The organism is Streptomyces monashensis (genome assembly GCF_001866665.1).
GTDB classification, from domain to species: Bacteria; Actinomycetota; Actinomycetes; order Streptomycetales; family Streptomycetaceae; genus Streptomyces; species Streptomyces monashensis.
The window spans coordinates 140560-160090 of record NZ_MLYO01000013.1; the positions used below are offsets into that span (position 1 = coordinate 140560).

23 protein-coding genes and 1 pseudogene are annotated in these 19531 nt (G+C 72.1%); 9 read left to right on the plus strand and 15 right to left on the minus strand.

The window, feature by feature from the left end; all coding sequences use genetic code 11:
- Nucleotides 1–104 precede the first annotated feature (104 nt).
- Nucleotides 105–1334 (plus strand): PP2C family protein-serine/threonine phosphatase, encoded by a 1230-nt coding sequence (locus tag BIV23_RS07080; RefSeq protein ID WP_071379876.1) that lies wholly within the window; start codon nucleotides 105–107, stop codon nucleotides 1332–1334.
- 77 nt (nucleotides 1335–1411) lie between these two features.
- On the opposite strand, the gene BIV23_RS07085 is transcribed toward BIV23_RS07080, so the two are convergent.
- On the minus strand, nucleotides 1412–2032 hold the full coding sequence (locus BIV23_RS07085; protein WP_071379877.1) for a DUF305 domain-containing protein: 621 nt from the start codon (nucleotides 2030–2032) through the stop codon (nucleotides 1412–1414).
- Between the two features lie 99 nt (nucleotides 2033–2131).
- Entirely contained in the window at nucleotides 2132–2530 is a 399-nt protein-coding gene (locus BIV23_RS07090; RefSeq protein WP_071379878.1) for a DUF6153 family protein, read from the minus strand.
- Between the two features lie 232 nt (nucleotides 2531–2762).
- Between BIV23_RS07090 and BIV23_RS07095 the strand changes: the two genes are divergently transcribed.
- Together BIV23_RS07095 and BIV23_RS07100 are read left to right on the plus strand one after the other, a co-directional pair.
- Nucleotides 2763–3488: a lysophospholipid acyltransferase family protein gene (locus BIV23_RS07095; RefSeq protein ID WP_071379879.1), complete on the plus strand. Its 726-nt coding sequence runs from the start codon at nucleotides 2763–2765 to the stop codon at nucleotides 3486–3488.
- Nucleotides 3489–3584: 96 nt separating this feature from the next.
- On the plus strand, nucleotides 3585–4613 hold the full coding sequence (locus BIV23_RS07100) for an NAD-dependent epimerase/dehydratase family protein (RefSeq protein WP_071379880.1): 1029 nt from the start codon (nucleotides 3585–3587) through the stop codon (nucleotides 4611–4613).
- A 57-nt stretch (nucleotides 4614–4670) separates the two neighbouring features.
- Here the strand turns inward: BIV23_RS07100 and BIV23_RS07105 are convergent, their stop codons facing one another.
- The 8 genes from BIV23_RS07105 to BIV23_RS07140 form a co-directional block, all read right to left on the minus strand.
- Entirely contained in the window at nucleotides 4671–6287 is a 1617-nt protein-coding gene (locus tag BIV23_RS07105; protein WP_245790406.1) for an alpha/beta hydrolase, read from the minus strand.
- Nucleotides 6288–6431: 144 nt separating this feature from the next.
- Nucleotides 6432–7202: an urease accessory protein UreD gene (locus tag BIV23_RS07110; RefSeq protein WP_177239756.1), complete on the minus strand. Its 771-nt coding sequence runs from the start codon at nucleotides 7200–7202 to the stop codon at nucleotides 6432–6434.
- Nucleotides 7190–7867: an urease accessory protein UreG gene (ureG, locus tag BIV23_RS07115; RefSeq protein ID WP_071379881.1), complete on the minus strand. Its 678-nt coding sequence runs from the start codon at nucleotides 7865–7867 to the stop codon at nucleotides 7190–7192. The genes BIV23_RS07110 and ureG overlap by 13 nt, the downstream gene beginning before the upstream one ends.
- Nucleotides 7868–7910: 43 nt before the next feature.
- Nucleotides 7911–8585: an urease accessory protein UreF gene (locus tag BIV23_RS07120; protein ID WP_071379882.1), complete on the minus strand. Its 675-nt coding sequence runs from the start codon at nucleotides 8583–8585 to the stop codon at nucleotides 7911–7913.
- A complete protein-coding gene (locus BIV23_RS07125; protein WP_071379883.1) occupies nucleotides 8585–10306 on the minus strand; it encodes an urease subunit alpha in 1722 nt (573 codons plus the stop codon). The genes BIV23_RS07120 and BIV23_RS07125 overlap by 1 nt, the downstream gene beginning before the upstream one ends.
- The gene (locus BIV23_RS07130; RefSeq protein WP_071379884.1) at nucleotides 10299–10610 is read right to left on the minus strand and encodes an urease subunit beta; all 312 of its coding nucleotides are present in this window, start codon (nucleotides 10608–10610) and stop codon (nucleotides 10299–10301) included. The genes BIV23_RS07125 and BIV23_RS07130 overlap by 8 nt, the downstream gene beginning before the upstream one ends.
- A gap of 11 nt (nucleotides 10611–10621) precedes the next feature.
- Nucleotides 10622–10924, minus strand: a complete 303-nt coding sequence (locus tag BIV23_RS07135; RefSeq protein ID WP_071374378.1) for an urease subunit gamma — start codon at nucleotides 10922–10924, stop codon at nucleotides 10622–10624.
- A 233-nt stretch (nucleotides 10925–11157) separates the two neighbouring features.
- Nucleotides 11158–11469, minus strand: a complete 312-nt coding sequence (locus BIV23_RS07140) for a type II toxin-antitoxin system Phd/YefM family antitoxin (RefSeq protein WP_071379885.1) — start codon at nucleotides 11467–11469, stop codon at nucleotides 11158–11160.
- 88 nt (nucleotides 11470–11557) lie between these two features.
- Here BIV23_RS07140 and BIV23_RS07145 point away from each other — a divergent pair, with 88 nt between their 5' ends.
- From BIV23_RS07145 to BIV23_RS07155, 3 genes are all read left to right on the plus strand, one after another.
- Nucleotides 11558–12193 carry an ATP-dependent Clp protease proteolytic subunit gene (locus tag BIV23_RS07145; protein ID WP_071379886.1) on the plus strand — a complete coding sequence of 212 codons (636 nt, stop codon included), beginning with the start codon at nucleotides 11558–11560 and terminating at the stop codon, nucleotides 12191–12193.
- Nucleotides 12194–12200: 7 nt separating this feature from the next.
- Complete coding sequence (locus BIV23_RS07150; RefSeq protein WP_071379887.1) at nucleotides 12201–12506, plus strand: hypothetical protein; 306 nt, start codon at nucleotides 12201–12203, stop codon at nucleotides 12504–12506.
- Between the two features lie 578 nt (nucleotides 12507–13084).
- Nucleotides 13085–13558 carry a C40 family peptidase gene (locus BIV23_RS07155; RefSeq protein WP_071379888.1) on the plus strand — a complete coding sequence of 158 codons (474 nt, stop codon included), beginning with the start codon at nucleotides 13085–13087 and terminating at the stop codon, nucleotides 13556–13558.
- Between the two features lie 7 nt (nucleotides 13559–13565).
- Here the strand turns inward: BIV23_RS07155 and BIV23_RS07160 are convergent.
- A pseudogene (locus BIV23_RS07160) lies at nucleotides 13566–14009 on the minus strand (LysE family translocator); the annotation flags it as partial.
- On the opposite strand from BIV23_RS07160, the gene BIV23_RS07165 reads away from it, so the two are divergent.
- The gene (locus tag BIV23_RS07165; RefSeq protein WP_079172996.1) at nucleotides 13926–14771 is read left to right on the plus strand and encodes a LysR family transcriptional regulator substrate-binding protein; all 846 of its coding nucleotides are present in this window, start codon (nucleotides 13926–13928) and stop codon (nucleotides 14769–14771) included. The pseudogene BIV23_RS07160 and the gene BIV23_RS07165 overlap by 84 nt on opposite strands.
- Before the next feature lie 7 nt (nucleotides 14772–14778).
- Here BIV23_RS07165 and BIV23_RS07170 read toward each other — a convergent pair whose 3' ends face one another.
- Nucleotides 14779–15210 (minus strand): ATP-binding protein, encoded by a 432-nt coding sequence (locus BIV23_RS07170; RefSeq protein ID WP_071379890.1) that lies wholly within the window; start codon nucleotides 15208–15210, stop codon nucleotides 14779–14781.
- A gap of 211 nt (nucleotides 15211–15421) precedes the next feature.
- Between BIV23_RS07170 and BIV23_RS07175 the strand changes: the two genes are divergently transcribed.
- Both BIV23_RS07175 and BIV23_RS07180 read left to right on the plus strand, forming a co-directional pair.
- On the plus strand, nucleotides 15422–16282 hold the full coding sequence (locus BIV23_RS07175) for a helix-turn-helix domain-containing protein (RefSeq protein WP_071379891.1): 861 nt from the start codon (nucleotides 15422–15424) through the stop codon (nucleotides 16280–16282).
- Nucleotides 16283–16297: 15 nt separating this feature from the next.
- Nucleotides 16298–16519 (plus strand): DUF397 domain-containing protein, encoded by a 222-nt coding sequence (locus BIV23_RS07180; protein ID WP_071379892.1) that lies wholly within the window; start codon nucleotides 16298–16300, stop codon nucleotides 16517–16519.
- 80 nt (nucleotides 16520–16599) lie between these two features.
- Here the strand turns inward: BIV23_RS07180 and BIV23_RS07185 are convergent, their stop codons facing one another.
- The 3 genes from BIV23_RS07185 to BIV23_RS07195 all read right to left on the minus strand — a co-directional run bounded on the left by BIV23_RS07185 (nucleotide 16600) and on the right by BIV23_RS07195 (nucleotide 19026).
- Nucleotides 16600–17727: an 8-amino-7-oxononanoate synthase gene (locus BIV23_RS07185; RefSeq protein ID WP_071379893.1), complete on the minus strand. Its 1128-nt coding sequence runs from the start codon at nucleotides 17725–17727 to the stop codon at nucleotides 16600–16602.
- A gap of 122 nt (nucleotides 17728–17849) precedes the next feature.
- Nucleotides 17850–18308, minus strand: coding sequence for a hypothetical protein (locus BIV23_RS07190; protein ID WP_245790408.1), 459 nt, complete (start codon nucleotides 18306–18308; stop codon nucleotides 17850–17852).
- The gene (locus BIV23_RS07195; RefSeq protein WP_071379894.1) at nucleotides 18274–19026 is read right to left on the minus strand and encodes a hypothetical protein; all 753 of its coding nucleotides are present in this window, start codon (nucleotides 19024–19026) and stop codon (nucleotides 18274–18276) included. The genes BIV23_RS07190 and BIV23_RS07195 overlap by 35 nt, the downstream gene beginning before the upstream one ends.
- Nucleotides 19027–19531 lie beyond the last annotated feature (505 nt).

Genomic DNA, 19531 nt, shown 5'->3' on the forward strand with positions numbered 1-19531 from the left:
GCGCCCGTGTCCGTCGTATGACAGAGGGACACGGACGGACGCGGGACACGGCCGGACGAGGGTCTCGGTGGGAACAGGTGCGATCCGGCGGATGGGCGGCAGCCATGGACGACACGGCCATCGACTACGCGGCGGTGTTCCAGGCGCTGCCCGGCATGGTGGCGCTGCTGACGCCCGAGCTGGTCTACGCGGACGCCAACGCGGAGTTCCTGCGCATGGCCGGGCGCACCCGTGAGCAGGTGGTGGGGCGGCACCTCTTCGACGTCTTCCCGGACAACCCGAACAACGAGGGCGCGTCGGGCATGCGCAACCTGGCCGCCTCGCTGACCCGGGTCGCCGCCACCGGTGAGCGTGATGCCATGGCACTCCAGCGGTACGACGTCGAGGACTCCGAGCGGCCCGGGGAGTGGGAGGAGCGCTACTGGAGCCCGATCAACGCGCCGGTGCTCGACGCGGAGGGAAAGGTGGCACTGCTCGTGCACCGGGTCGAGGAGGTCACCGAGCTGATCCGGGCCCGGGGCGGCCCCACCGGCGGCCGGGCCCGCGTCCTGGAGGCCGAGCTCTACACGCGCGCCCGTGAACTCCAGGAGGTCAACGAACGGCTGCGCCTGGCCCACGCCCGCGAGCGCGAGGTGGCCCTCGCCCTGCAGAAGGCGATGCTGCCCGCCCGCCGGCAGGTCGGCCGCCATCACGCCGCCGTGCGCTACCGCCCCGCGGTCGGCGCGCTGAACGTGTGCGGGGACTGGTACGACATCGTCGACCTGGTGGGCGGCCACCGCATGGCCGTGGCCGTGGGCGACGTGGTCGGGCACGGACTGGAGGCCGCCGGGGTCATGGGCCAGCTGCGCAGCGCGCTCAGCGCGGCCTCCCGGGTCGCCGTGGGACCGGGCGAGGCCCTGAACGTCCTGGGGCGGTACGCGCACGTCGTCGACGGCGCCGAATCGGCGACCGCCGTCTCGACGTTCATCGACTTCGACCACCACACGATCAGCTACAGCAGTGCGGGGCACCCGCCGCCCGTCCTCATCCGCCCCGAAGGCGGGGTGGAGTTCCTCGACCAGGCCACCGACCCGCCGCTCGACGCCCGCCCCGACCCGTTCCCCCGGCCGCAGGCCTGGACGTCGTACACCGAGGGCGCCACGCTCGTCCTCTACACCGACGGACTCGTGGAGCGCCGCGGCGAGGACATCGACACCGGTCTGGCCCGCCTCGCCGACTCCCTCGACCGGCACCGCGACGAGGATCCCGAGCGCCTCGCGGACCACGTGCTGCTGGAGCTGCTGCCTCCGGGGGGCGCCACGGACGACACGGCGTTGGTCATCGTGCGGCTGTGACCGTGCGGTGCGGCCGTGGCGGACCGGGGCGGAGGCCGGTGCCGAGGGATGACGCCCGGCCTCCGCCTTCGCCTGCGTCAGCCCTTGCCGAGAAGCTTGTTCATCTCCTTGATCTCGGCGGTCTGCCCGGTGACGATGGCGTCCGCCAGGGTCCTGGCAGGACCGTAGGCGCCCTTGGTCTTCTCGGTGCCGGCCATCTCCACGGCGCCCTGGTGGTGTTCGACCATCATGGACAGGAACGACGTGTCGAAGTCCGTGCCCCGCTTCTTCTTCAGGGCGGCCATGTCGGCGTCGCTCATCATCCCGGACATGCCGGGCATCCCGGAGTGGTCCGAGTGGTCCATGCCGGCCATGGGCACCTGCTCGCCCCAGGTCCTGAGCCAGCCGGTCATCGTGCTGATCTCGGGGTCCTGCGCCTTCTCGATGCGGGCGGCGAGGTCCTTCACCTGCGCCGAGGAGGCCCGGCCTGCCGCCAGCCGGGCCATCTCCAGGGCCTGCTGGTGGTGCGGGATCATGCCCTGCGCGAAGGCGACGTCCTGGGCGTTGTGGGCGGAGGCGGAGGCGCTCGCGCCAGGGGCCGCGGAGGTGTCGTGCGCGGCGCTGTCGCCGTTGCCGCCGCCACAGGCGGCGAGGACGAGGGCGGCAGCCGCGGCGACGGTGACCTGTGCGGTACGGCGCATGCGGAAACGGGTGGTCATGCGGGATCAACTCCTGTGACTCTCAAGGGATATGGGACACGCGTGAGCACGACCGCGGGCTCCGCCGTGAGGGGCGGGCGCCACGGCCGACGGGTCGTCCTATATCCGCAGCAACTGGAGTTCGGCCAGGGAGGGCGGGGCGCGGGCGCCTGCCGGCTCCGCCACCGCGCGGGGGCGCGGGCGGACATCCGCGGCAGGGGCGGCCACGGGGTCGGGGACCAGGGCCGGCAGCTGAGGCCCGCCGGTCACCGCCCCCGAGGCGCAGGTGGGGTCGGCGTGATGCGGCATGCCGCCACCGCAGTGCCCGTCGTCACCGGCACACGCGTCAGGGGAGGTGAGCGCGACGGCATGGGCGCTCCAGGCACGCGCCACATGCCCCGCACTCCCGCCGGGCCCCAGCGCGTGCATCCCCAGCAGTCCCACCAGTACCAGCAGCACGAGCAGCGCGCGCCGCCGCCGGTGGGGCGGGCGCGGGGGGTGCGGTCCGGTGCTGTGCATCGGAGCCATCGTACGGGGAGGGGGTATACCGGGCACCACAGGCCCCGCCGGACGGATGACGGCACCACCTGCCCCCGGAGGAGGCGGAGAAACGGCGGGCGTGCTGGGTATGAGGGGGTTGCGAGGCGGTTACGTATGACGTACGTATCACTACGGACGTGTGCGGGCCGGCAGCGGGATCATGCCGGGACGACGTCGGTGCCGCCGGGCCCGGCGGAATGAGGGGCGAGCCGTGTTCTACCACCTGCTGAAGTACGTGCTGCTGGGCCCCCTGCTGAGGCTGCTGTTCCGGCCCCGGACCGAGGGCCTGGAGAACGTGCCGGCGTCGGGGCCCGCGATCGTCGCCGGGAACCATCTCTCCTTCTCCGACCACTTCCTGATGCCGGCGATCCTGAGGCGCCGCATCACCTTCCTCGCCAAGGCGGAGTACTTCACCGGACCGGGGCTCAAGGGCCGGCTCACCGCGTTCTTCTTCCGCAGCGCGGGGCAGATCCCGGTGGACCGTTCGGGCAAGGAGGCCGGCCAGGCGGCGATCCGGGAGGGTCTCGGGGTGCTGGGCAAGGGCGAGTTGCTCGGGATCTATCCCGAGGGCACGCGCTCGCACGACGGGCGGCTGTACAAGGGCAAGGTCGGCGTCGCGGTCATGGCGCTGACGGCGGGCGTGCCGGTCGTGCCGTGCGCGATGATCGGCACGTTCGAGGCCCAGCCGCCGGGCAGGGTCGTCCCGCACTTCCACCCCGTCACCATCCGCTTCGGCAAGCCCCTCGACTTCTCCCGCTACGCCGGCATGGAGCGGGAGAGGGCGATCCTGCGGGCCGTCACGGACGAGATCATGTACGCGATCCTGACCCTGTCCGAGCAGGAGTACGTCGACGAGTACGCCGCCGTCGCCAAGACCCGGCAGACCGCGGAGAGGGCCGGGAGGGAACGCAGGTTCCCGCGTGCGCCGCTCAGTTGAGCGACCGGCCGAATCCGCTGAACACGCCTCTGCCGTCGGCAGAACGTCCGCGCCCCGCACCGCCCGCCCGCCTAGGCTCACCGTATGAAGAAGGCTGTGGTGATCGGGGCGGGCGGGCAGATCGGCCGTCCGACGGTGGACGCGCTGGTGCGGGACGGCTGGGAGGTGACGGCCGTATCGCGCAGTGGCGGCCGTGACCTCGCGTGGGACGAGGGGGTACGGACGGTCCGGCTGGACCGCTCCGCCGACACGGCGCCTTCCGCCCTTTCCGCACTGGTCGGCGACGGCTGTGACCTGCTGGTCGACGTGGTGGCCTACGACGCGTCGCACGCCCGGCAGTTGACCTCCCTCACGGACCGCGTCGGCGCGGCCGTGGTGGTCTCCACCGTGTCGGTGTACGAGGACGACTCCGGGCGGAACTTCGACACTCTGCGCGATCCGGAGGGCTTCCCGGCCTTCCCGGTGCCGGTTCCCGAGAGCCTGCGGACGATCGACCCGGGCGACACGTCGTACAGCACCAGGAAGGCGGCGCTGGAGCGTGAACTCCTCGTCGGTGGTGCCGAGTTCCCGGTCACCGTGCTGCGGCCGGCCGCGGTGCACGGGCCGTACAGCCCGCTGCCGCGTGAGCTGTACTTCGTGAAGCGGAACCTCGACGGCAGGCGCAGGCGCGTGGTGGCGTACCGGGGCGAGAGCCTGTTCCATCCGTCGAGCGCCCGGAACATCGCCGAACTGGTGCGGCTGGCGGCGGCGCGGCCCGGCACCCGGGTGCTGAACGCCTGTGACGGCGAGACGCCGACGCCGGCCGAGATCGGCGCGGCGGTCGACGCGGTGATGGGCGTGACGACGCAGACGGACTTCCTCGACGGTCCCCCCGAGGGCTCCGTCGGCAGCACGCCGTGGTCGATCCCGCTGCCGGTCGTCTTCGACATGTCCGCCGCCGAGCGGGAGTTGGGGTACCGGCCGGTGGTGTCGTACGCCGACAGCCTGCCGGAGACGGTGGCGTGGCTGACGGACACGCTCGCCGCACGGGACTGGCGGGAGTCCTTCCCGTTGCTCGCCCAGGCGTACCCGGACCTCTTCGACTACGCGGCCGAGGACGCCTGGTTCGGGGAGCGGGCGGCATGAGTGAGGGGCGGCCGGACGATGGTGCTCCGGCCGCCCCTCGTCACCGTACGGTGCCGGTTACGGCTTGGGCGTGGCGTGCGGGCCGCAGGTCACGTCCGCGCCGTCCAGCTTGCCGTCGAGCAGGTAGGCGTCGACGCGCTGGTTGATGCAGGGGTTCACCAGGCCCGTCACACCGTGGGAACCCGCGTCCTTCTCGGTGATCAGACGGGAGCCCGCGAAGCGCTGGTGCAGGGTGACGGCGCCCTCGTACGGGGTGGCGGCGTCGCGCGTGGACTGCACGATCAGCACCTGCGGCAGGCCCTGGTGGGTCGTGACGTGGACCGGCGTCCGCTGCTTGACCGGCCAGGTGGCACACGGCAGGTTCATCCAGGCGTTGGCCCAGGTCATGAACGGGTAGTCCTGGTTGAGCCGGGTGTTGTCCCGGTCCCACTTCCGCCAGTTGGTGGGCCACTTGGCGTCGGTGCACTCGACGGCCGTGTAGACGGCGTTGCCGTTCTCCGCGCCGATGTTGCCCGCCGTGTCGGACAGGTTCGGGGCGGCCGCGGTGACCAGCGCCTGGGTGTCACCGGCGACGTACTTGCTGAACACCGTCGCGACCGGCACCCACGAGGAGTCGTAGTACGGGGCGTTCTGGAAGAAGGAGATCAGCTCGGCCGGGCCGACGACCCCGCCGATGGGGTTCTTCTTGGCGGTGGCGCGCAGTTCGAGCCACTTGGCCTGGACGGCCGCGCGGGTGGTGCCGAGGTGGAAGGAGGCGTCGTTCTTCGCGACCCAGTCCTCCCAGTCCTTCCAGCGGCCCTCGAAGGCGATGTCCTGGTTCAGGTTGGCCTGGTACCAGATGTTCTCGCGGGCCGGGTTGACCACACTGTCCACGATCATGCGGCGCAGGTGGCCCGGGAAGAGGGTGCCGTAGACGGCGCCGAGGTAGGTGCCGTAGGAGACACCGAGGTAGTTGAGCTTCTTCTCGCCGAGCGCCGCGCGGATGACGTCCAGGTCACGGGCGGTGTTGGGCGTGGTCATCTGCTGGAGCATCGCACGGCCGGTGCGGTCCAGGCAGCCGTCCGCGTACTGGCGGGCCAGCTTGCGCTGGGCCAGCTTGTCCGCCTCGGAGCCGGGCACCGGGTCCATCTTCGGCGCCTTGACGAACTCCTGCGGGTCCTCGCAGGAGATGGGCGCGGAGCGGCCGACGCCGCGCGGGTCGAAACCGACGAAGTCGTAGGCCTTGGCGACGTTCGCCCAGACCGGGTTCTTGTTGGTGACCCGCGTCGGGAAGCGCATCCCGGAACCCCCGGGCCCGCCCGGGTTGTAGACCAGCGCGCCCTGGCGCTCGGCCTTGGTTCCGGTGTTGCCGATGCGGTCGACGGCGAGCTTGATCTGCTTTCCGTACGGGTGCGCGTAGTCGACGGGCACGCTGACCCAGCCGCACTGGATCGGCTTGGCCAGACCCCAAGCGGCAGGGCAGTCCTGCCAGTTGATGCCCGCTCTGGCGGCGCGGGCGGCGGCGACCTCGGCGCCCTTGGCCTCGCGGTCCTGGCTGGGCCGGCCGGCGGCACTGGCCGCGCCCGCGGCGCTGGCGGCGGGTGCCGACACGGCGCCGGCGACCAGGGTGGCGGTGACGAGTGCTCCGGCCGAACCGAGCGCCAGCAGGCGGCTCTTCGGTCTGTTGTCCCTCAAGTGGGCTCCTCCCCCTACATATGCATCGCTGCGAGTCGTCAAGCGGGGATCCTCTCGGCTGTGAGCCGACTGTGAACAGGGGGCGTCCGCCATCTTTACCAATCCGATAACCGGACGATCATGTCCCGTTGACCGGTACACACCTCACGCGGCGAGCAGCGACCGGGCCTCGTCCAGCAGCCCCCTCAGCCGCAGCGCGTCGGGGGCGACGGCGCTGACCAGGGCCGCGGGGCCCGCCAGCGGTATCAGCACGGCGCACTCCCCCAGCGCCTGGGCCTGAACCGGGCGCTCGGCGAACTCCGGTCGTACGACGACGAGTTGGCCGACGGCGCGGTGTCCCGCCAGGACCGCCGGGCCGTCCCAGCCGCCCGGGGCTCCGGGGCCGCAGGACAGCTCCTGGTCCAGCACGGTCCGCCCCGCGACGCGTACGGTCAGCCGACTGGTGAGCCGGCCGGGTTCCTCTCCGGCCCGGCCGAGCACCTGTTCCTCGCGCAGGACGAGCCCGGCTCCGGCGGCGAGTTCGGCGCGGGTGGTGACGTACAGATCGCTGCCGCCCGCCGAGATCAACTGCTCGGGCAGCCAGTGCAGTTCGGCGCCCTCGGCCACGTCGAGCCGGACGTCGTAGCGGGCCTCGTCCCCGGTCTGGCCCGGCAGCGCGATGGTGGCGGCGGCCGACCCGACGTGCAGTCGGGCGCCCTCGGCGACGGACGCCGAGAGCGCCAGGCGGTCGCCGCCGAGCGGACCGCTCATCGCGCCGACGACCATGACCCTGGCCTCGGCGCCGGTGGACCGGACGCGGCGCAGGGCCAGCGGGCCCGCGCCGTCGAGCACGGGCAGGAGCGTGCCGCCGCGGCCGTCGGCCCGGGCGGCGATCCGCGCGTGGGCCCGGACGCCGGTGGTGGTCACACCGTCCACGCGGCGAGCCGTTCCCGGACCCAGGCGGCGACGTCCGCGACCCCGTCCTCGGTGCGCAACGACTGGAAGACGACGGGGAGTTCGGCCCGCTGGGCCTTGGCGTCGGCGGCCATCCGGGTGAGGTCGGAGCCGACGTACGGGGCGAGGTCGGTCTTGTTGACGACGAGCAGGTCGGCGGTGGTGACGCCCGGGCCGCCCTTGCGCGGGATGTCGTCGCCGCCGGCCACGTCGATCACGAAGATCTGCGCGTCCACGAGCCCCTTGGAGAAGGTCGCGGTGAGGTTGTCGCCGCCGGACTCGACGAGGATCAGGTCCAGCGGGCCGACCTCGTCCTCCAGGTCCTCCACGGCTTCGAGGTTGGCGGAGATGTCGTCGCGGATCGCGGTGTGCGGGCAGGCTCCGGTCTCCACGGCGGTGATCCGCTCGGGCGGCAGCACGGCCTCGCGGAGCAGGAACGCGGCGTCCTCGCGGGTGTAGATGTCGTTGGTGACCACGGCGAGGGACAGCTCGTCGCGCAGCGCCCGGCACAGTGCGGCGACGGTCGCGGTCTTCCCGGACCCGACGGGCCCGCCGAGCCCGATGCGCAGCGCGCGGCGCGCGCCGTCGGGCCGGTGCGCGTCCGCGCTGACGGCGGCGGGACCGGAGTGGGTGTGATCGAGGTGCATGGGTACGGCTCCTAGGGACCGGGGGGTCGGGCAGGTGGGCGGGTCATGACGCGAACAGCCGGACCGGCCAGGCCGCGTGCCACTCCGCGCCGACCTCCAGCAGGGGGCCGGACGCCGCGGGCAGCGCGTCGACGCCTTCGGCGGCGGCTCGCCGTGCCGCCGCCACCGCCCGGTCCGCCACGCTGTCCATCGCCGGTGCCAGCCGGGCCAGTACACCGGTCGCGTCGAACGGGTCCAGGCTCAGCAGGCGCACGGTCGCCGTCGCCGGCCCGCTCACGCTCTCGTACGCCGCGCAGTACGCCGCGTCGTCCGGGCCCAGTCCGGCCGCCCGTGCGGCCAGTCCGAGGACGACCGGCTGATGGGCGCCCTTGGGGAACTCCCGGGCCAGCGCGTCGAGTTCGGATGCGGGCCAGCTCGCGCGGGCGGCGCGCAGCAGCTGCCGCCCGAGCCGGCGCGCGGCGGTGCGCAGCGCCGGGGAGGGGGTGCGGGCGTCCGCCGCCGCGTCCAGTTCCCGTACGTCCACGCCGAGCACGGCGGCCGCCGCGAGCGCGCCCGCCACCAGCCCGGCGGTGTGCAGCCGACCCCGGCAGAAGTCCTCCAGGTGCGCGGCGTCGGTGATCCGGCCCGCCCTGACGGCGGCCTCCGCCCCGCCGGAGTGCGCGTGCCCTCCGGCAGGAAAGCGGCCGTCGGCCAGGACCAGCAGTGCAGCCCTGCTCATCAGAAGAGGAAGTAGCGCTGGGCCATGGGCAGTTCGGTCGCAGGGGTCGCCTCGACCAGTTCGCCGTCGATGTGCACGGCGAAGCTGTCGGGGTCGATCCGCACGTCGGGCCGGGCGTCGTTCTCGCGCATGTCGGCCTTGGTGACCTGCCGCGTGGACTCGATCGCGACGAACCGCTTGCCGAGCCGGAGCCGGTCCGGCAGTCCGTCCTCGATCGCCAACGGCGCAACGAAATTGACCGAGTTGGCGGCCGGGGCGCGGCCGATCGCGCCGTACATCGGGCGGGGCAGGATCGGCTGCGGGGTGGGGATGGAGGCGTTGGCGTCGCCCATCTGCGCGTACGCGATCTGCCCGCCCTTGAGCACGAGGAGCGGCTTGACCCCGAAGAACGCGGGCTCCCACAGCACGAGGTCGGCGAGTTTGCCGGTCTCGACGGAGCCGATCTCGGCGGCGAGGCCCTGGGCGAGCGCCGGGTTGATCGTGTACTTGGCGACGTAGCGCCGTACCCGGTGGTTGTCCGCGCGGCCGTCGCCGGGCAGTGCGCCCCGCCGGCGCTTCATGACGTGCGCCGTCTGCCAGGTCCGCAGGATCACCTCGCCGACCCGACCCATGGCCTGCGAGTCGGAGGAGATGATCGAGATCGCGCCGAGGTCGTGCAGCACGTCCTCGGCGCCGATGGTGGACGGCCGGATCCGGGACTCGGCGAACGCCAGGTCCTCGGGGACCGCCGGGTTCAGGTGGTGGCACACCATCAGCATGTCGAGGTGTTCCTCGGCGGTGTTGAGGGTGTACGGCCTGGTCGGGTTGGTGGAGCTGGGCAGCACGTTGGCCTGCGAGACCACGGTCATGATGTCCGGCGCGTGCCCGCCGCCGGCGCCCTCGGTGTGGTACGAGTGGATGCCCCGGCCCGCGATCGCGGCGAGGGTGTCACCGACGAACCCGGCCTCGTTCAAGGTGTCCGTGTGGATGGCGACCTGAATGCCCGTCCGGTCGGCCACGGTGAGCGCGGCGTCGATGACGGCCGGGGTGGAGCCCCAGTCCTCGTGCAGCTTCAGGCCGGCGGCGCCGCCGCGGATCTGGGAGAGCATCGCCTCGTGGCTGACGGTGTTGCCCTTGCCGAGGAAGCCCACGTTGACGGGGTAGGCCTCCATCGCCTCCAGCATCCGGGCCAGGTGCCAGGGACCGGGTGTCACGGTGGTCGCCTTGGAACCCTCGGCCGGACCGGTGCCGCCGCCGACCAGGGTGGTGATGCCGGAGGCCAGCGCCTCGTCGGCGATCTGCGGGCAGATGAAGTGGACGTGCGCGTCGATCGCACCGGCGGTCAGGATCCGCCCGTTGCCCGCGATGATCTCGGTCTCGGGGCCGATGACCAGGTCGGGGTGGACGCCGTCCATGGTGTCGGGGTTGCCGGCCTTGCCGAGCGCGGTGATCCGGCCGTCGCGGATGCCGACGTCGACCTTGACGACGCCCCAGTGGTCCACGACGACGACGCCGGTGATCACGGTGTCGGGGGTGCCGTCGGCGCGGGTGGCCCGGGACTGGCCCATGGACTCGCGGATGACCTTGCCACCGCCGAAGACCGCCTCGTCCCCGGAGGTACCGGGGCCGCCGGAGCGGTCCTCCTCGATCTCGATCAGCAGATCGGTGTCGGCGAGCCGGATCCGGTCACCGGTGGTGGGGCCGAACAGGTCGGCGTAGGCGCCGCGGGAGATCTCAGGCATCGAGGGGGCCTCCGGTCTCGCCGCGCAGCCCCGGGACGATCCGGGCGCCGGCGAGGGGGACGAGTTCGACGTCGACGGGGATGCCGGGCTCGAAGCGCACGGCGGTGCCCGCGGCGATGTTCAGCCGCTTGCCGCGGGCCGCGGCGCGGTCGAACTCCAGGCCCGGGTTGGCCTCGGCGAAGTGGTAGTGGGAGCCGACCTGGACGGGCCGGTCGGCGGCGTTGAGTACGGTCACACGGGTGGTCTCGCGACCCGCGTTGAAGGCGACCGTGCCGTCCGCGAAAAGAACCTCTCCGGGAATCATCGCGGCGCCCCTCAGATGATCGGCTCGTGCACGGTGACGAGCTTGGTGCCGTCCGGGAAGGTGGCCTCCACCTGCACGTCGTGGATCATCTCGGGGATGCCCTCCATGACGTCGTCCCTGGTGAGGATCTTGCGACCGGAGGACATCAACTCGGTGACCGTACGGCCGTCCCGGGCGCCTTCGAGGATGTGCGACGTGATGAGGGCGACGGCCTCGGGGTGGTTGAGCCTGAGCCCGCGGGCCCGGCGCTTCTCGGCCACGTCGGCCGCCACGTGGATGAGCAGCCTCTCTTGCTCATGCGGGGTCAGTTGCACGTCCCACCTCACAGTCCTCGCTCCGGACCAGGCGGGGTCCGGTTGCCGCAGCCACCACGACGGGGACAGGTCTAACACACCGACAAATACCAGGATTGCCAGCAATCCGGGCAGAAAAACCGCTGGTGACGTGGATCGGCAGGTTAGTTCGTGGGAGTTTCAACGACGTTAACCAGACCTTGATCGCCCGATGACCGCGGGATGGCAGGGGCCTTACCCGTTCATCGCACGGGTCAGGAGACGCCGGGCCGCCGGTGCTCGGCGGCCATGCCGGTTCCGCGATGCTCGGCGGCGAGTCCGAACCGCTGTCGCTGTTCGCGCGGAGCGGAACCGCTCTCGCGCAGCCCCGACACGGTGCTGACGACCTGCTCCTCCCCGGCCGGCTCGTCCAGCGCGTCCAGCCGCTCCAGGTCACCGGCCGAGACCAGCGCGACCAGCGGCTTTCCATGCCGCGTCACGACGACGCGCTCACCGCCGTACACCACCCGGTTGATCAGGTCGGCGAGCTCAGCCCTGGCTTGCGTCACCGGAATCTCGTAGGCCATGACCCCATTCTAACGTCACGTACGTCCTGTACATTTTTTACAGATGTCGAGCCGCACCGGCGGCCACGCCACACGAAGGGGTACTCCCATGTCCCGCGCATTCGCCCGTCACGTCCTGCCGGAGTTCACGGAGCGCACCAGCAGCGGAGCGCGCACGCTCGATCCCTACGGCAAGCTCTTCGAGGACCGGATCGTCTTCCTCGGCACCCCGCTCGACGACGTCGCGGCCAATGACGTGATGGCGCAGCTGATGTACCTCGAACACGCGGCCCCCGAGCGGGACATCACGCTCTACATCAACTCCCCCGGCGGCACCTTCCAGGCGCTGACCGCGATCTACGACACGCTGCGCTACGTCAGCTGCGACGTGGCCACGTACTGCCTGGGCCAGGCCGCCTCCTACCCCGCGCTGCTGCTCGCGGCCGGCACCCCGGGCAAGCGGTTTGCGCTGCCCGGGGCGCGCATGGTGCTCGAACAGCCCCAGCTGGCCGAACCGGTGCAGGGGCAGCCCAGCGACCTCCTCATCCAGGCCGAGGAGTTGACGCGGACGCGGGCGCTGACGGAGGAGATGCTCGTGCGGCACACCGGGCGCACGGCGGAGCAGGTGCACGCCGATCTGGAACGGCAGATGGTCCTGGACGCCCCGGCGGCTCTCGCCTACGGTCTGGTGGACGGCATCGTGCCCAGCCGGCGCGGCACGCCCGGCGCACAGGACGCGAGGTGAGCCGCGGATGGTTCCCGAGCTGCCGCCGCTGCCCGCACTCACGCGCGCCGAGGGCGAAGTGATCGACCGGTACCTGGAGGCGGCCGACCTGCTGGGCAGGGTCAACCCGGCCGTCGGCGGGGACACCTACCGAGGCCTGCGTGCGGCCCAGGCGCTGGTGCGCAAGGCCGCAGAGCTGCGCGACGCCCTCGCGTTGATGCACCGGCGGGGCGAGACGGAGCTGCACGGGGACACGCTGGCACGGGCGTTGCGGGTGCTGGACGGTGAACGCCGTACTGCGCGCGTCGCGCTCCCGCCGGACGGAGTCGGCTGATCCGGACGCCGGGGCGACCCGGCGGGGTCGACATGTCGACAGGATTGGTGCGGACGGGGTGTCAAACGGCCCGAACGACGTACCGCCGACCGGTGTATATCCCGATCGTTTTCCGGTGCCCGCGACCCGCGCACGGCGCGCGTCAACAGATCGTGCGTGCTGACGTCTTCCCAGGTCCGGGGCTACGTACGGATTCTGACGGTGTCGCGAACGCCACCCTGTCCACCCGAACGGGTGGGTGGTGAGTAACGCCACAAATCCCCGGTTCCGTTGGGATTTTCCGACTGTCATAGGTGAAGATCCCTGACTGACGACAAGCCCCCGCCGCAGCGGCGGGGCGATCCGGGCGGACGCCGAGTCCTGCCGTCGCCCGGGTGCCCGGTCGACAGGAGTGGATCGGCAGGAGTGGAGGACCCGAGCAAGACGGGTCGCCGGAGCGGACGTTGTCTGTGCGTCACGGGCAGACGGCCGAGGCTCCGAGCAGCCCTTGGGGTGAAGCCGCGGCAACGCGGCCGGGCACCTTCGCCAGCCCGAATCCGACAGGTCATCCTTCACAGGCGGCTGACGAAGGGTTGCGCATGACTGCGCTCAATCGTGTCCCGTCGCTCATGGCCCGGGCCGGTACGGCCTCGGCCCTCACCCTCGCCGCCGTGGGCGGCTCGATCGTGGTCCCGGGGCTCGCCACCGACGCCTCGGCCGCGGCCCTCGCGACCAAGGCGCTCCAGGTCGCGGCCTCCAAGAAGGGCGCCCCGTACCAGTACGGGGCCACCGGGCCACGCCGGTTCGACTGCTCGGGGCTGACGCTCTACTCGTTCAAGAAGGCGGGCAAGACCCTGCCGCGTACCGCCGCCGCGCAGTACAACACGTCGCACCACATCTCGGCCGGCAGCCGCAGGGCCGGTGACCTGGTGTTCTTCCACTACGGCTCGAACGTCTACCACGTCGGCATCTACGCCGGCCACAACAAGATCTGGCACGCGCCGAGGACCGGGGACGTGGTGCGGCTCCAGAAGATCTGGACCAGGAGCGTCTGGTACGGCCGGGTCAGCTGATCCGGCATCAGGCCAGGAGCGGCTCCAGCAGCAGGGCCGCTCCCAGCACCGTCAGTGCCACCCCGGTGGCCGCCTGGAGCCCACGGGCGGCCCGGGGCCGGCGCAGCCACCGGCCCAGCCGGTCCACGAGCACGGCGACCGCCTGGAACCACAGCAGCGCCGGCGTGAAGACGATCAGGGCGAGCAGCAGCGTCCTGGGCAGCGCGTGCTGCCTCGCCGGCACGAACTGCGGCAGCAGGCTGAGGAAGGTCAGCGAGGCCTTGGGGTTGAGGACGATGGTGACGAAGCCCTGCCGCAGCGGGTGCGCGGCCACGCCCGCCAGCTCCTCGGCGGGCCGCGGCAGCGACGCCAGGGCGCGCACCCCGAGGTGGAGCACATAGGCGCCGCCCAGCAGCTGCAGTGCCCGAAAGAGCGCGGGCACGGCCACCAGGACGGCCGCGACGCCGACCACCAGCGTGCCCCGGCAGGGCCTTCAGCGGGTAGCCGACTCGATCACCCGGGCCGCCGACCGGCTCTGCTCGACGAGCTGGAGCAGGCCCGGCACGAGCTGGCCCGGCTGACCGGGCTCACCGGTGGCTCCCTGCTGCTCGGCACGTTGCCGACCGCCGGGGTGCATCTGCTGCCGCCCCCGCTGAGCGCGTTCCGCCGGGCGCATCCGGACGTGACCCTGTCGGTGGCGGACTACGACCCGCCGACGGGGGTCACGGCGGTGGCGGCCGGCGAGGTGGACCTGGCGCTGACCCACGCCCACCACCCGGCGGAGCCGACGCCGGTGCCGTCGTCGGTGCGGCCGGAGCCCGTGCTGACGGGGGAACTGGTGCTGGTCACCGCCCCGGGGCACGCGTTGAGCGGCGTCACCTCCCTACTCCCGCCGGCGGAGCCGGCCGGGCAGCCGCTCATCAGCGTGGCCCCGCGGCATCCGGCCCGGCGGGAGATCGAGGCGTTGCCGGCCCGCTCGGGCGCGACCCCTGCGCTGCTGGTGCCGACGCCCGGGTACACGGTGGTGTGCGCGCCGGCCAGTGCCGGGCTCGGGGTGGCCGTCGTACCGAAGATGGTGGCGCGCACGGCGGCCACGCCGGTCGGGATGCGGCTCATGGAGGCGGGACGGCTGCACCGCACGACCTCGGTGGCCTACCGCCCGGACGAGCCGGCCCCGGCGGCGGACGCGTTCCGGGCGCTGCTGCGGGGAGCGTTTGGCAGACCGGGGCGCTGACGCCCCTTCAGGACGGCGTCGGCACCGCCCACGGCAGTTCGATGGACACCGTCTTGCCGCCCTCCCTCGTGGGCCGGATGCGGAGCCTGCCGCCGCACTCGGCGGTGAGCCAGCGGATGATGACCATGCCGCGGCCGTTGTCCTGCTGCACGGCGGCGGGCAGTCTCTTCGGGAAGCGGGGATGACTGTCCGTGACGCCGATGCGCAGTTGTTCGTCACGGTCCAGCGCGATGTCGACCGTGAAGGTGGGTGACTGGCCGAAGGTGTGCTGTACCGCGTTGGTGGCGAGTTCGGAGACGATGAGCCGGACGGTGTCGGCCGCTTCGGTGTCCGACGGCAGACCCCACTCCACGAGGGTGCCGACGACGTAGGAGCGGGCGGCGGAGACCGAGGCGGGATCGCTCGGCAGAGTGACGGATGCTTCCAGGTGGTCTGCCATGGCGACGTCGTCCCTTTCCCGCGGGATCGCACCGACAAGGAGCGGTTGGTTCGAGTACGGTCCCGGACTGGTGCTTCTTCGTCAGACTGCCATCACCGAAGCGGTCACGGGGAGCGATCCACCAAGATATGCATATATCTGTCGCCCGAAGCGGTGAACTCTACGACGGAATACCGTATTTGGGCGGTCCGGAAGGAGTAAGGAGGAGCCCATGCAGAACGGGCCGGCGGTACGGCGTCGCAAACTGGGCGCCGAACTGCGCATGCTGCGTACCGGCGCTGGGCTCACGAGCGGTGACGCGGCCCGGCTGGTCGGCTGGCACCAGTCGAAGGTGAGCCGGATCGAGACCGGTGCCAGCGGGGTGAAACCAGCCGATGTGCGCTCGCTGCTCGACGCCTACGGGGTGCGGGACGGGCATCTGCGCGAGTTGCTGCTGATGCTGGCGGGCTCCGACGGGGCGGGCGACCGGCACCGCTGGTGGCACGCCTACCGCGGGGTGCTGCCGCCGACGTACCGGGATTTCATCAGTCTGGAGTCGCAGGCGAGCGCGATGCGCACTCTGGAGACCACGGTCGTGCCGGGGCTGCTCCAGACACCCGAGTACGCCCGTGCGGTGACCCGGGCGGCCGTGCCCGACCTGGACGAGCAACGGCTGGACACGCTGGTGGAGGTGCGGCTGGCCCGGCAGGACGTGCTGCGCTCCGACCCGCCGCTGGAGCTGTGCGCGGTGCTGGACGAGGCGGTGCTGCGGCGCGAGGTCGGCGGCCCCGGGGTGATGGCCCGCCAGCTCGAGCGGCTCACGGAGGCCGCCCGGCTGCCCCAAGTGCGGCTGCAGGTACTGCCGTTCGGCGCCGGAGCCCATGTGGGACTCACCGGACCTTTCGTTATCTTCTCATTTCCGAGCACTTCTGATCTGGACGTGGTTGTTCTCGACCAATTGACGAGTAGCCTCTACCTCGAACGGAAAGAAGACCTCAAGGCTTACTCGGAGGCCTTCGACACCCTTCGGATCCACGCCCTTTCCCCCGAGGACTCGTTGGATTACATCGCCGGGATAGGTGACGGCGCGTAAGGAGGCACGCCCCCCATGTCAGCACCGCCTCGGAACGTCCCTGCCAGTACCGACCTGCACGACGTGCGCTGGCTGCGCAGCAGCTACAGCACGGGAGCCAACAACTGCGTGGAGACGGCCCGGCCGCGCTCCGGCCCCTGGGCCGGAGCACTCGCCGTGCGGGACTCGAAGAGCCCGGCCGGACCCGCGCTGCTCTTCTCCGCCGGCAGCTGGGCCGGGTTCCTCGCCACTCTCTGATCAGAGCCGATCGCACGGAGCCAGTCAGGTAGTCAGCCAGGCAGTCAGCCACGCGTGAGGCACGGCCGTGTCACGCCGACTCATGGCCGCGTTTCGCCGATCACCCGTACAGCGCGTTCGATCTCCGCCCCGGACAGGTCCGCCCGCGCGGTCAGTCGCAGCCGCGAGATGCCGTCGGGCACGGAAGGAGGACGGAAGCAGCCCACGGCCAGCCCTGCCGTACGGCAGTCGGCCGCCCAGCGCACCGCCTGCTCCGGGGACGGAGCCCGCACGGAGACCACCGCGGCGTCCGGACGCACCGCGTCCAGACCCGCGGCGGTCAGTCGTGCGTGCAACTCCGCGGCCACGTCGCGGGCGCGCGCCGCCCGATCCGGCTCACGCACGAGCAGCCGCAGGGCCGCCAGCGCCGCACCGGCCGCCGCCGGGGCCAGCCCCGTGTCGAAGATGAACGTCCGCGCCGCGTTGACCAGATGGTCGATCACCCGCGCCGGTCCCAGCACCACCCCGCCCTGACTGCCCAGCGACTTGGACAGGGTGGCCGTGACCACCACGTCCGCCGCGCCCGCGAGCCCCGCCGCGTACGGCGCGCCCCGGCCGCCGTCGCCCAGCACCCCGAGCCCGTGCGCGTCGTCCACGACCAGTCCGGCCCCGTGCTCGCGGCAGGCCGCGGCCAGCTCGGCCAGGGGTGCCGCGTCGCCGTCCACGGAGAACACCGTGTCGGAGACGACGATCGCCGCACCCTCGTGCGTGCTCAGCGCCTTGCGCACCGCCTCGGGGTCGGCGTGCCCGACGACCTGCCGGGTGCCCCGGGCGAGCCGGCAGCCGTCGATGAGCGAGGCGTGGTTGCCCGCGTCGGAGACGATCAGCGAGCCGTGCGGGCCGAGCGCCGTGACCGCGGCCAGGTTCGCGGCGTACCCGGAGGAGAAGACCAGGGCCGCCTCGAAGCCGCAGAAGGCGGCCAGCTCTCGTTCCAGCCGGGTGTGCAGCTCGGTGGTGCCGGTGACCAGCCGGGAACCGGTGGAGCCGCCGCCCCAGGTCCGGGCCGCCCCGGCCGCGCCCTCGACGACCTCGCGATGGTGGGCGAGGCCCAGGTAGTCGTTGCTCGCCAGGTCCAGCAGGGGCGAGTCGGCGGGGCGCGGGCGCAGGGTGCGGACGAGTCCGGCGCGGCGGCGCGCCTCGGCCTGGTCGTCGATCCAGCCGAACGCCATGGGTCCTCCGGGGCTTTTGTAGGTAGCGGACAGACACTAGCGGCACGACCAGCAGCCCAGGGTGTGGCAATACCCACACGGGGTTTTATCAAGCAAGGAGAACGTCCAGCTCAGAGGCTATATCACACCCTAGACTGAAGATCGTCTCTCACTGCACGGACCGGCCGCGCGCCCAGGCGGCGCCGACGCGAATCAGAGGCTGCTGCCGCGCGACCGCACAGCGAAGCGCCTGTAACCGACGCGCCGAAGACGGTGGTGAAGGTCCGCAGTGCCCCTGGGGTGCGGTCCAGGGCCCAGGCCGCGGTTGAAGTGCTGGTGGTCAGGAAGCGGCAGGGCTCGGGGCCGATCACGAACAGCTCTGCCCGGCGGCCGGAGGTGTCGGCGGCGAGCATCACGAGGTCGTTGAAGGTTTGACGCTTGCGCATGGCGTCCGCGCCGCGCCAACGAGCGAGCTTGAACTCCGCGATGCGCTGGTCTGTCTCCAGGTCGTACGGGCGGCTCGGGTCGTTGCCGGCGCCGAGGGAGGGGCAGACGGTGATGCGTTCTTCATCCCCGAGTTGGTGACCAGCAGGTTGCGCCACCGAACCCCGGACACCGGCGCATAGTCGGGCCTGGGCACCACGGTAGGGGCGGGCGGCGGTCGGAGCCTGGACGCCCGCGCGACGGGGGCTGGAGCTCGTACAGATCGTCACCGGCCACCCATTCCCGAGTCGTGCCCGTGACGTGCGGCCCGAGCGTCTGCAGGGCCGCCTCGAACGTCGCGGCGACCGACTCGCTGACCCCGGCCGCGTCACCGGGAGAGAGCCTGGCGGTCAACCGGTCCTTGTGCCCGGTGGTCGCGAACGTGGCATCCGCCGCCTCCTGGCCCTGGTCCGGCTGCGGCGCCTCAAGAGCAGGCACCGGAACGTCCAGGAATCGGGCCAGGCCGGACAGTGTGGCCGCACGGTCGGCGACATGCCGCTCGTACGGGATGACCAGCCGAGGCCGAGCCTCGTTGGCCGGGCCGTGCAACGATCTGGCCAGCAGCAGCGCCTTGACCGCGATCAGCCGCCCCAAGGCAGTGAACGGGTCCGGGCCGTCGTCCGGCAGCAGTGCCGCGAACGACGCACGCCAGCGCGGGGCACGGGCCGGCGCCGACACCTGCGCGTACCGGTCGTCGTACCGCCAGCGCTCCCACAGCCCCCCGCGCGCGAACGACGACGCGATCCCGACGGGGGCCCGGGTCAGGACGATGGCCGGCGACCGAGGCAGGAGCCCGAGCACCGTGTCGACCGCGAAGAACAGGTTCGTCTCCTTCACCAGGTGCCGGCCGGGTCCGTGCAGGTCGCACAGCGCACACCAGCTGGTGCCAGCCCAGCCCGCTCAGCCCGGCCTCGTGCAGGCTCGGCGGGACGCGGTCGGCGGGCGACAGCGGATGCTCCCGGCTCAACTGCTGCCGGAAGGGCTCGTTGTGCTGCGGCATCGTCTGACGCAGCGAGTCGGACAGCCAGTGCCTGACATGGTTGGCGATCTCGACGCCGCCGAGTGTGAAGTAGTCGAGCAGCGCCATGGGCCACCTTCCGGGGAAGGGTGCGGCTCTTCCGTAGGGAGGGGGTGAGCTGGGAGTTCGGCGCTGGGGCTGTGGTCTTGGGAATGCTGCTTCTACGGTGTGGTCACGACCTGGGGGGGCGGCGATGGGTTCGTTGTTCGAGGAACTGGACGCGCGGGAGGCAGCATCCCGTGCACGGATCGAGGAACTGCGGCGGCAGGTCGCCGAGTTGACACAGGCGATCGAGCATGAGGAAGCGACGCTGTCGCGTCTTGT

What these genes read in the sequence shown, in the direction of transcription:
- BIV23_RS07080 (WP_071379876.1), top strand. Translation starts at nt 105, where the DNA reads ATGGACGACACGGCCATCGACTACGCGGCGGTGTTCCAGGCGCTGCCC.
- BIV23_RS07085 (WP_071379877.1), bottom strand. Translation starts at nt 2,032, where the DNA reads ATGACCACCCGTTTCCGCATGCGCCGTACCGCACAGGTCACCGTCGCC.
- BIV23_RS07090 (WP_071379878.1), bottom strand. Translation starts at nt 2,530, where the DNA reads ATGCACAGCACCGGACCGCACCCCCCGCGCCCGCCCCACCGGCGGCGG.
- ureG (WP_071379881.1), bottom strand. Translation starts at nt 7,867, where the DNA reads ATGCACCTCGATCACACCCACTCCGGTCCCGCCGCCGTCAGCGCGGAC.
- BIV23_RS07120 (WP_071379882.1), bottom strand. Translation starts at nt 8,585, where the DNA reads ATGAGCAGGGCTGCACTGCTGGTCCTGGCCGACGGCCGCTTTCCTGCC.
- BIV23_RS07125 (WP_071379883.1), bottom strand. Translation starts at nt 10,306, where the DNA reads ATGCCTGAGATCTCCCGCGGCGCCTACGCCGACCTGTTCGGCCCCACC.
- BIV23_RS07130 (WP_071379884.1), bottom strand. Translation starts at nt 10,610, where the DNA reads ATGATTCCCGGAGAGGTTCTTTTCGCGGACGGCACGGTCGCCTTCAAC.
- BIV23_RS07140 (WP_071379885.1), bottom strand. Translation starts at nt 11,469, where the DNA reads ATGGCCTACGAGATTCCGGTGACGCAAGCCAGGGCTGAGCTCGCCGAC.
- BIV23_RS07145 (WP_071379886.1), top strand. Translation starts at nt 11,558, where the DNA reads ATGTCCCGCGCATTCGCCCGTCACGTCCTGCCGGAGTTCACGGAGCGC.
- BIV23_RS07150 (WP_071379887.1), top strand. Translation starts at nt 12,201, where the DNA reads ATGGTTCCCGAGCTGCCGCCGCTGCCCGCACTCACGCGCGCCGAGGGC.
- BIV23_RS07155 (WP_071379888.1), top strand. Translation starts at nt 13,085, where the DNA reads ATGACTGCGCTCAATCGTGTCCCGTCGCTCATGGCCCGGGCCGGTACG.
- BIV23_RS07170 (WP_071379890.1), bottom strand. Translation starts at nt 15,210, where the DNA reads ATGGCAGACCACCTGGAAGCATCCGTCACTCTGCCGAGCGATCCCGCC.
- BIV23_RS07175 (WP_071379891.1), top strand. Translation starts at nt 15,422, where the DNA reads ATGCAGAACGGGCCGGCGGTACGGCGTCGCAAACTGGGCGCCGAACTG.
- BIV23_RS07180 (WP_071379892.1), top strand. Translation starts at nt 16,298, where the DNA reads ATGTCAGCACCGCCTCGGAACGTCCCTGCCAGTACCGACCTGCACGAC.
- BIV23_RS07185 (WP_071379893.1), bottom strand. Translation starts at nt 17,727, where the DNA reads ATGGCGTTCGGCTGGATCGACGACCAGGCCGAGGCGCGCCGCCGCGCC.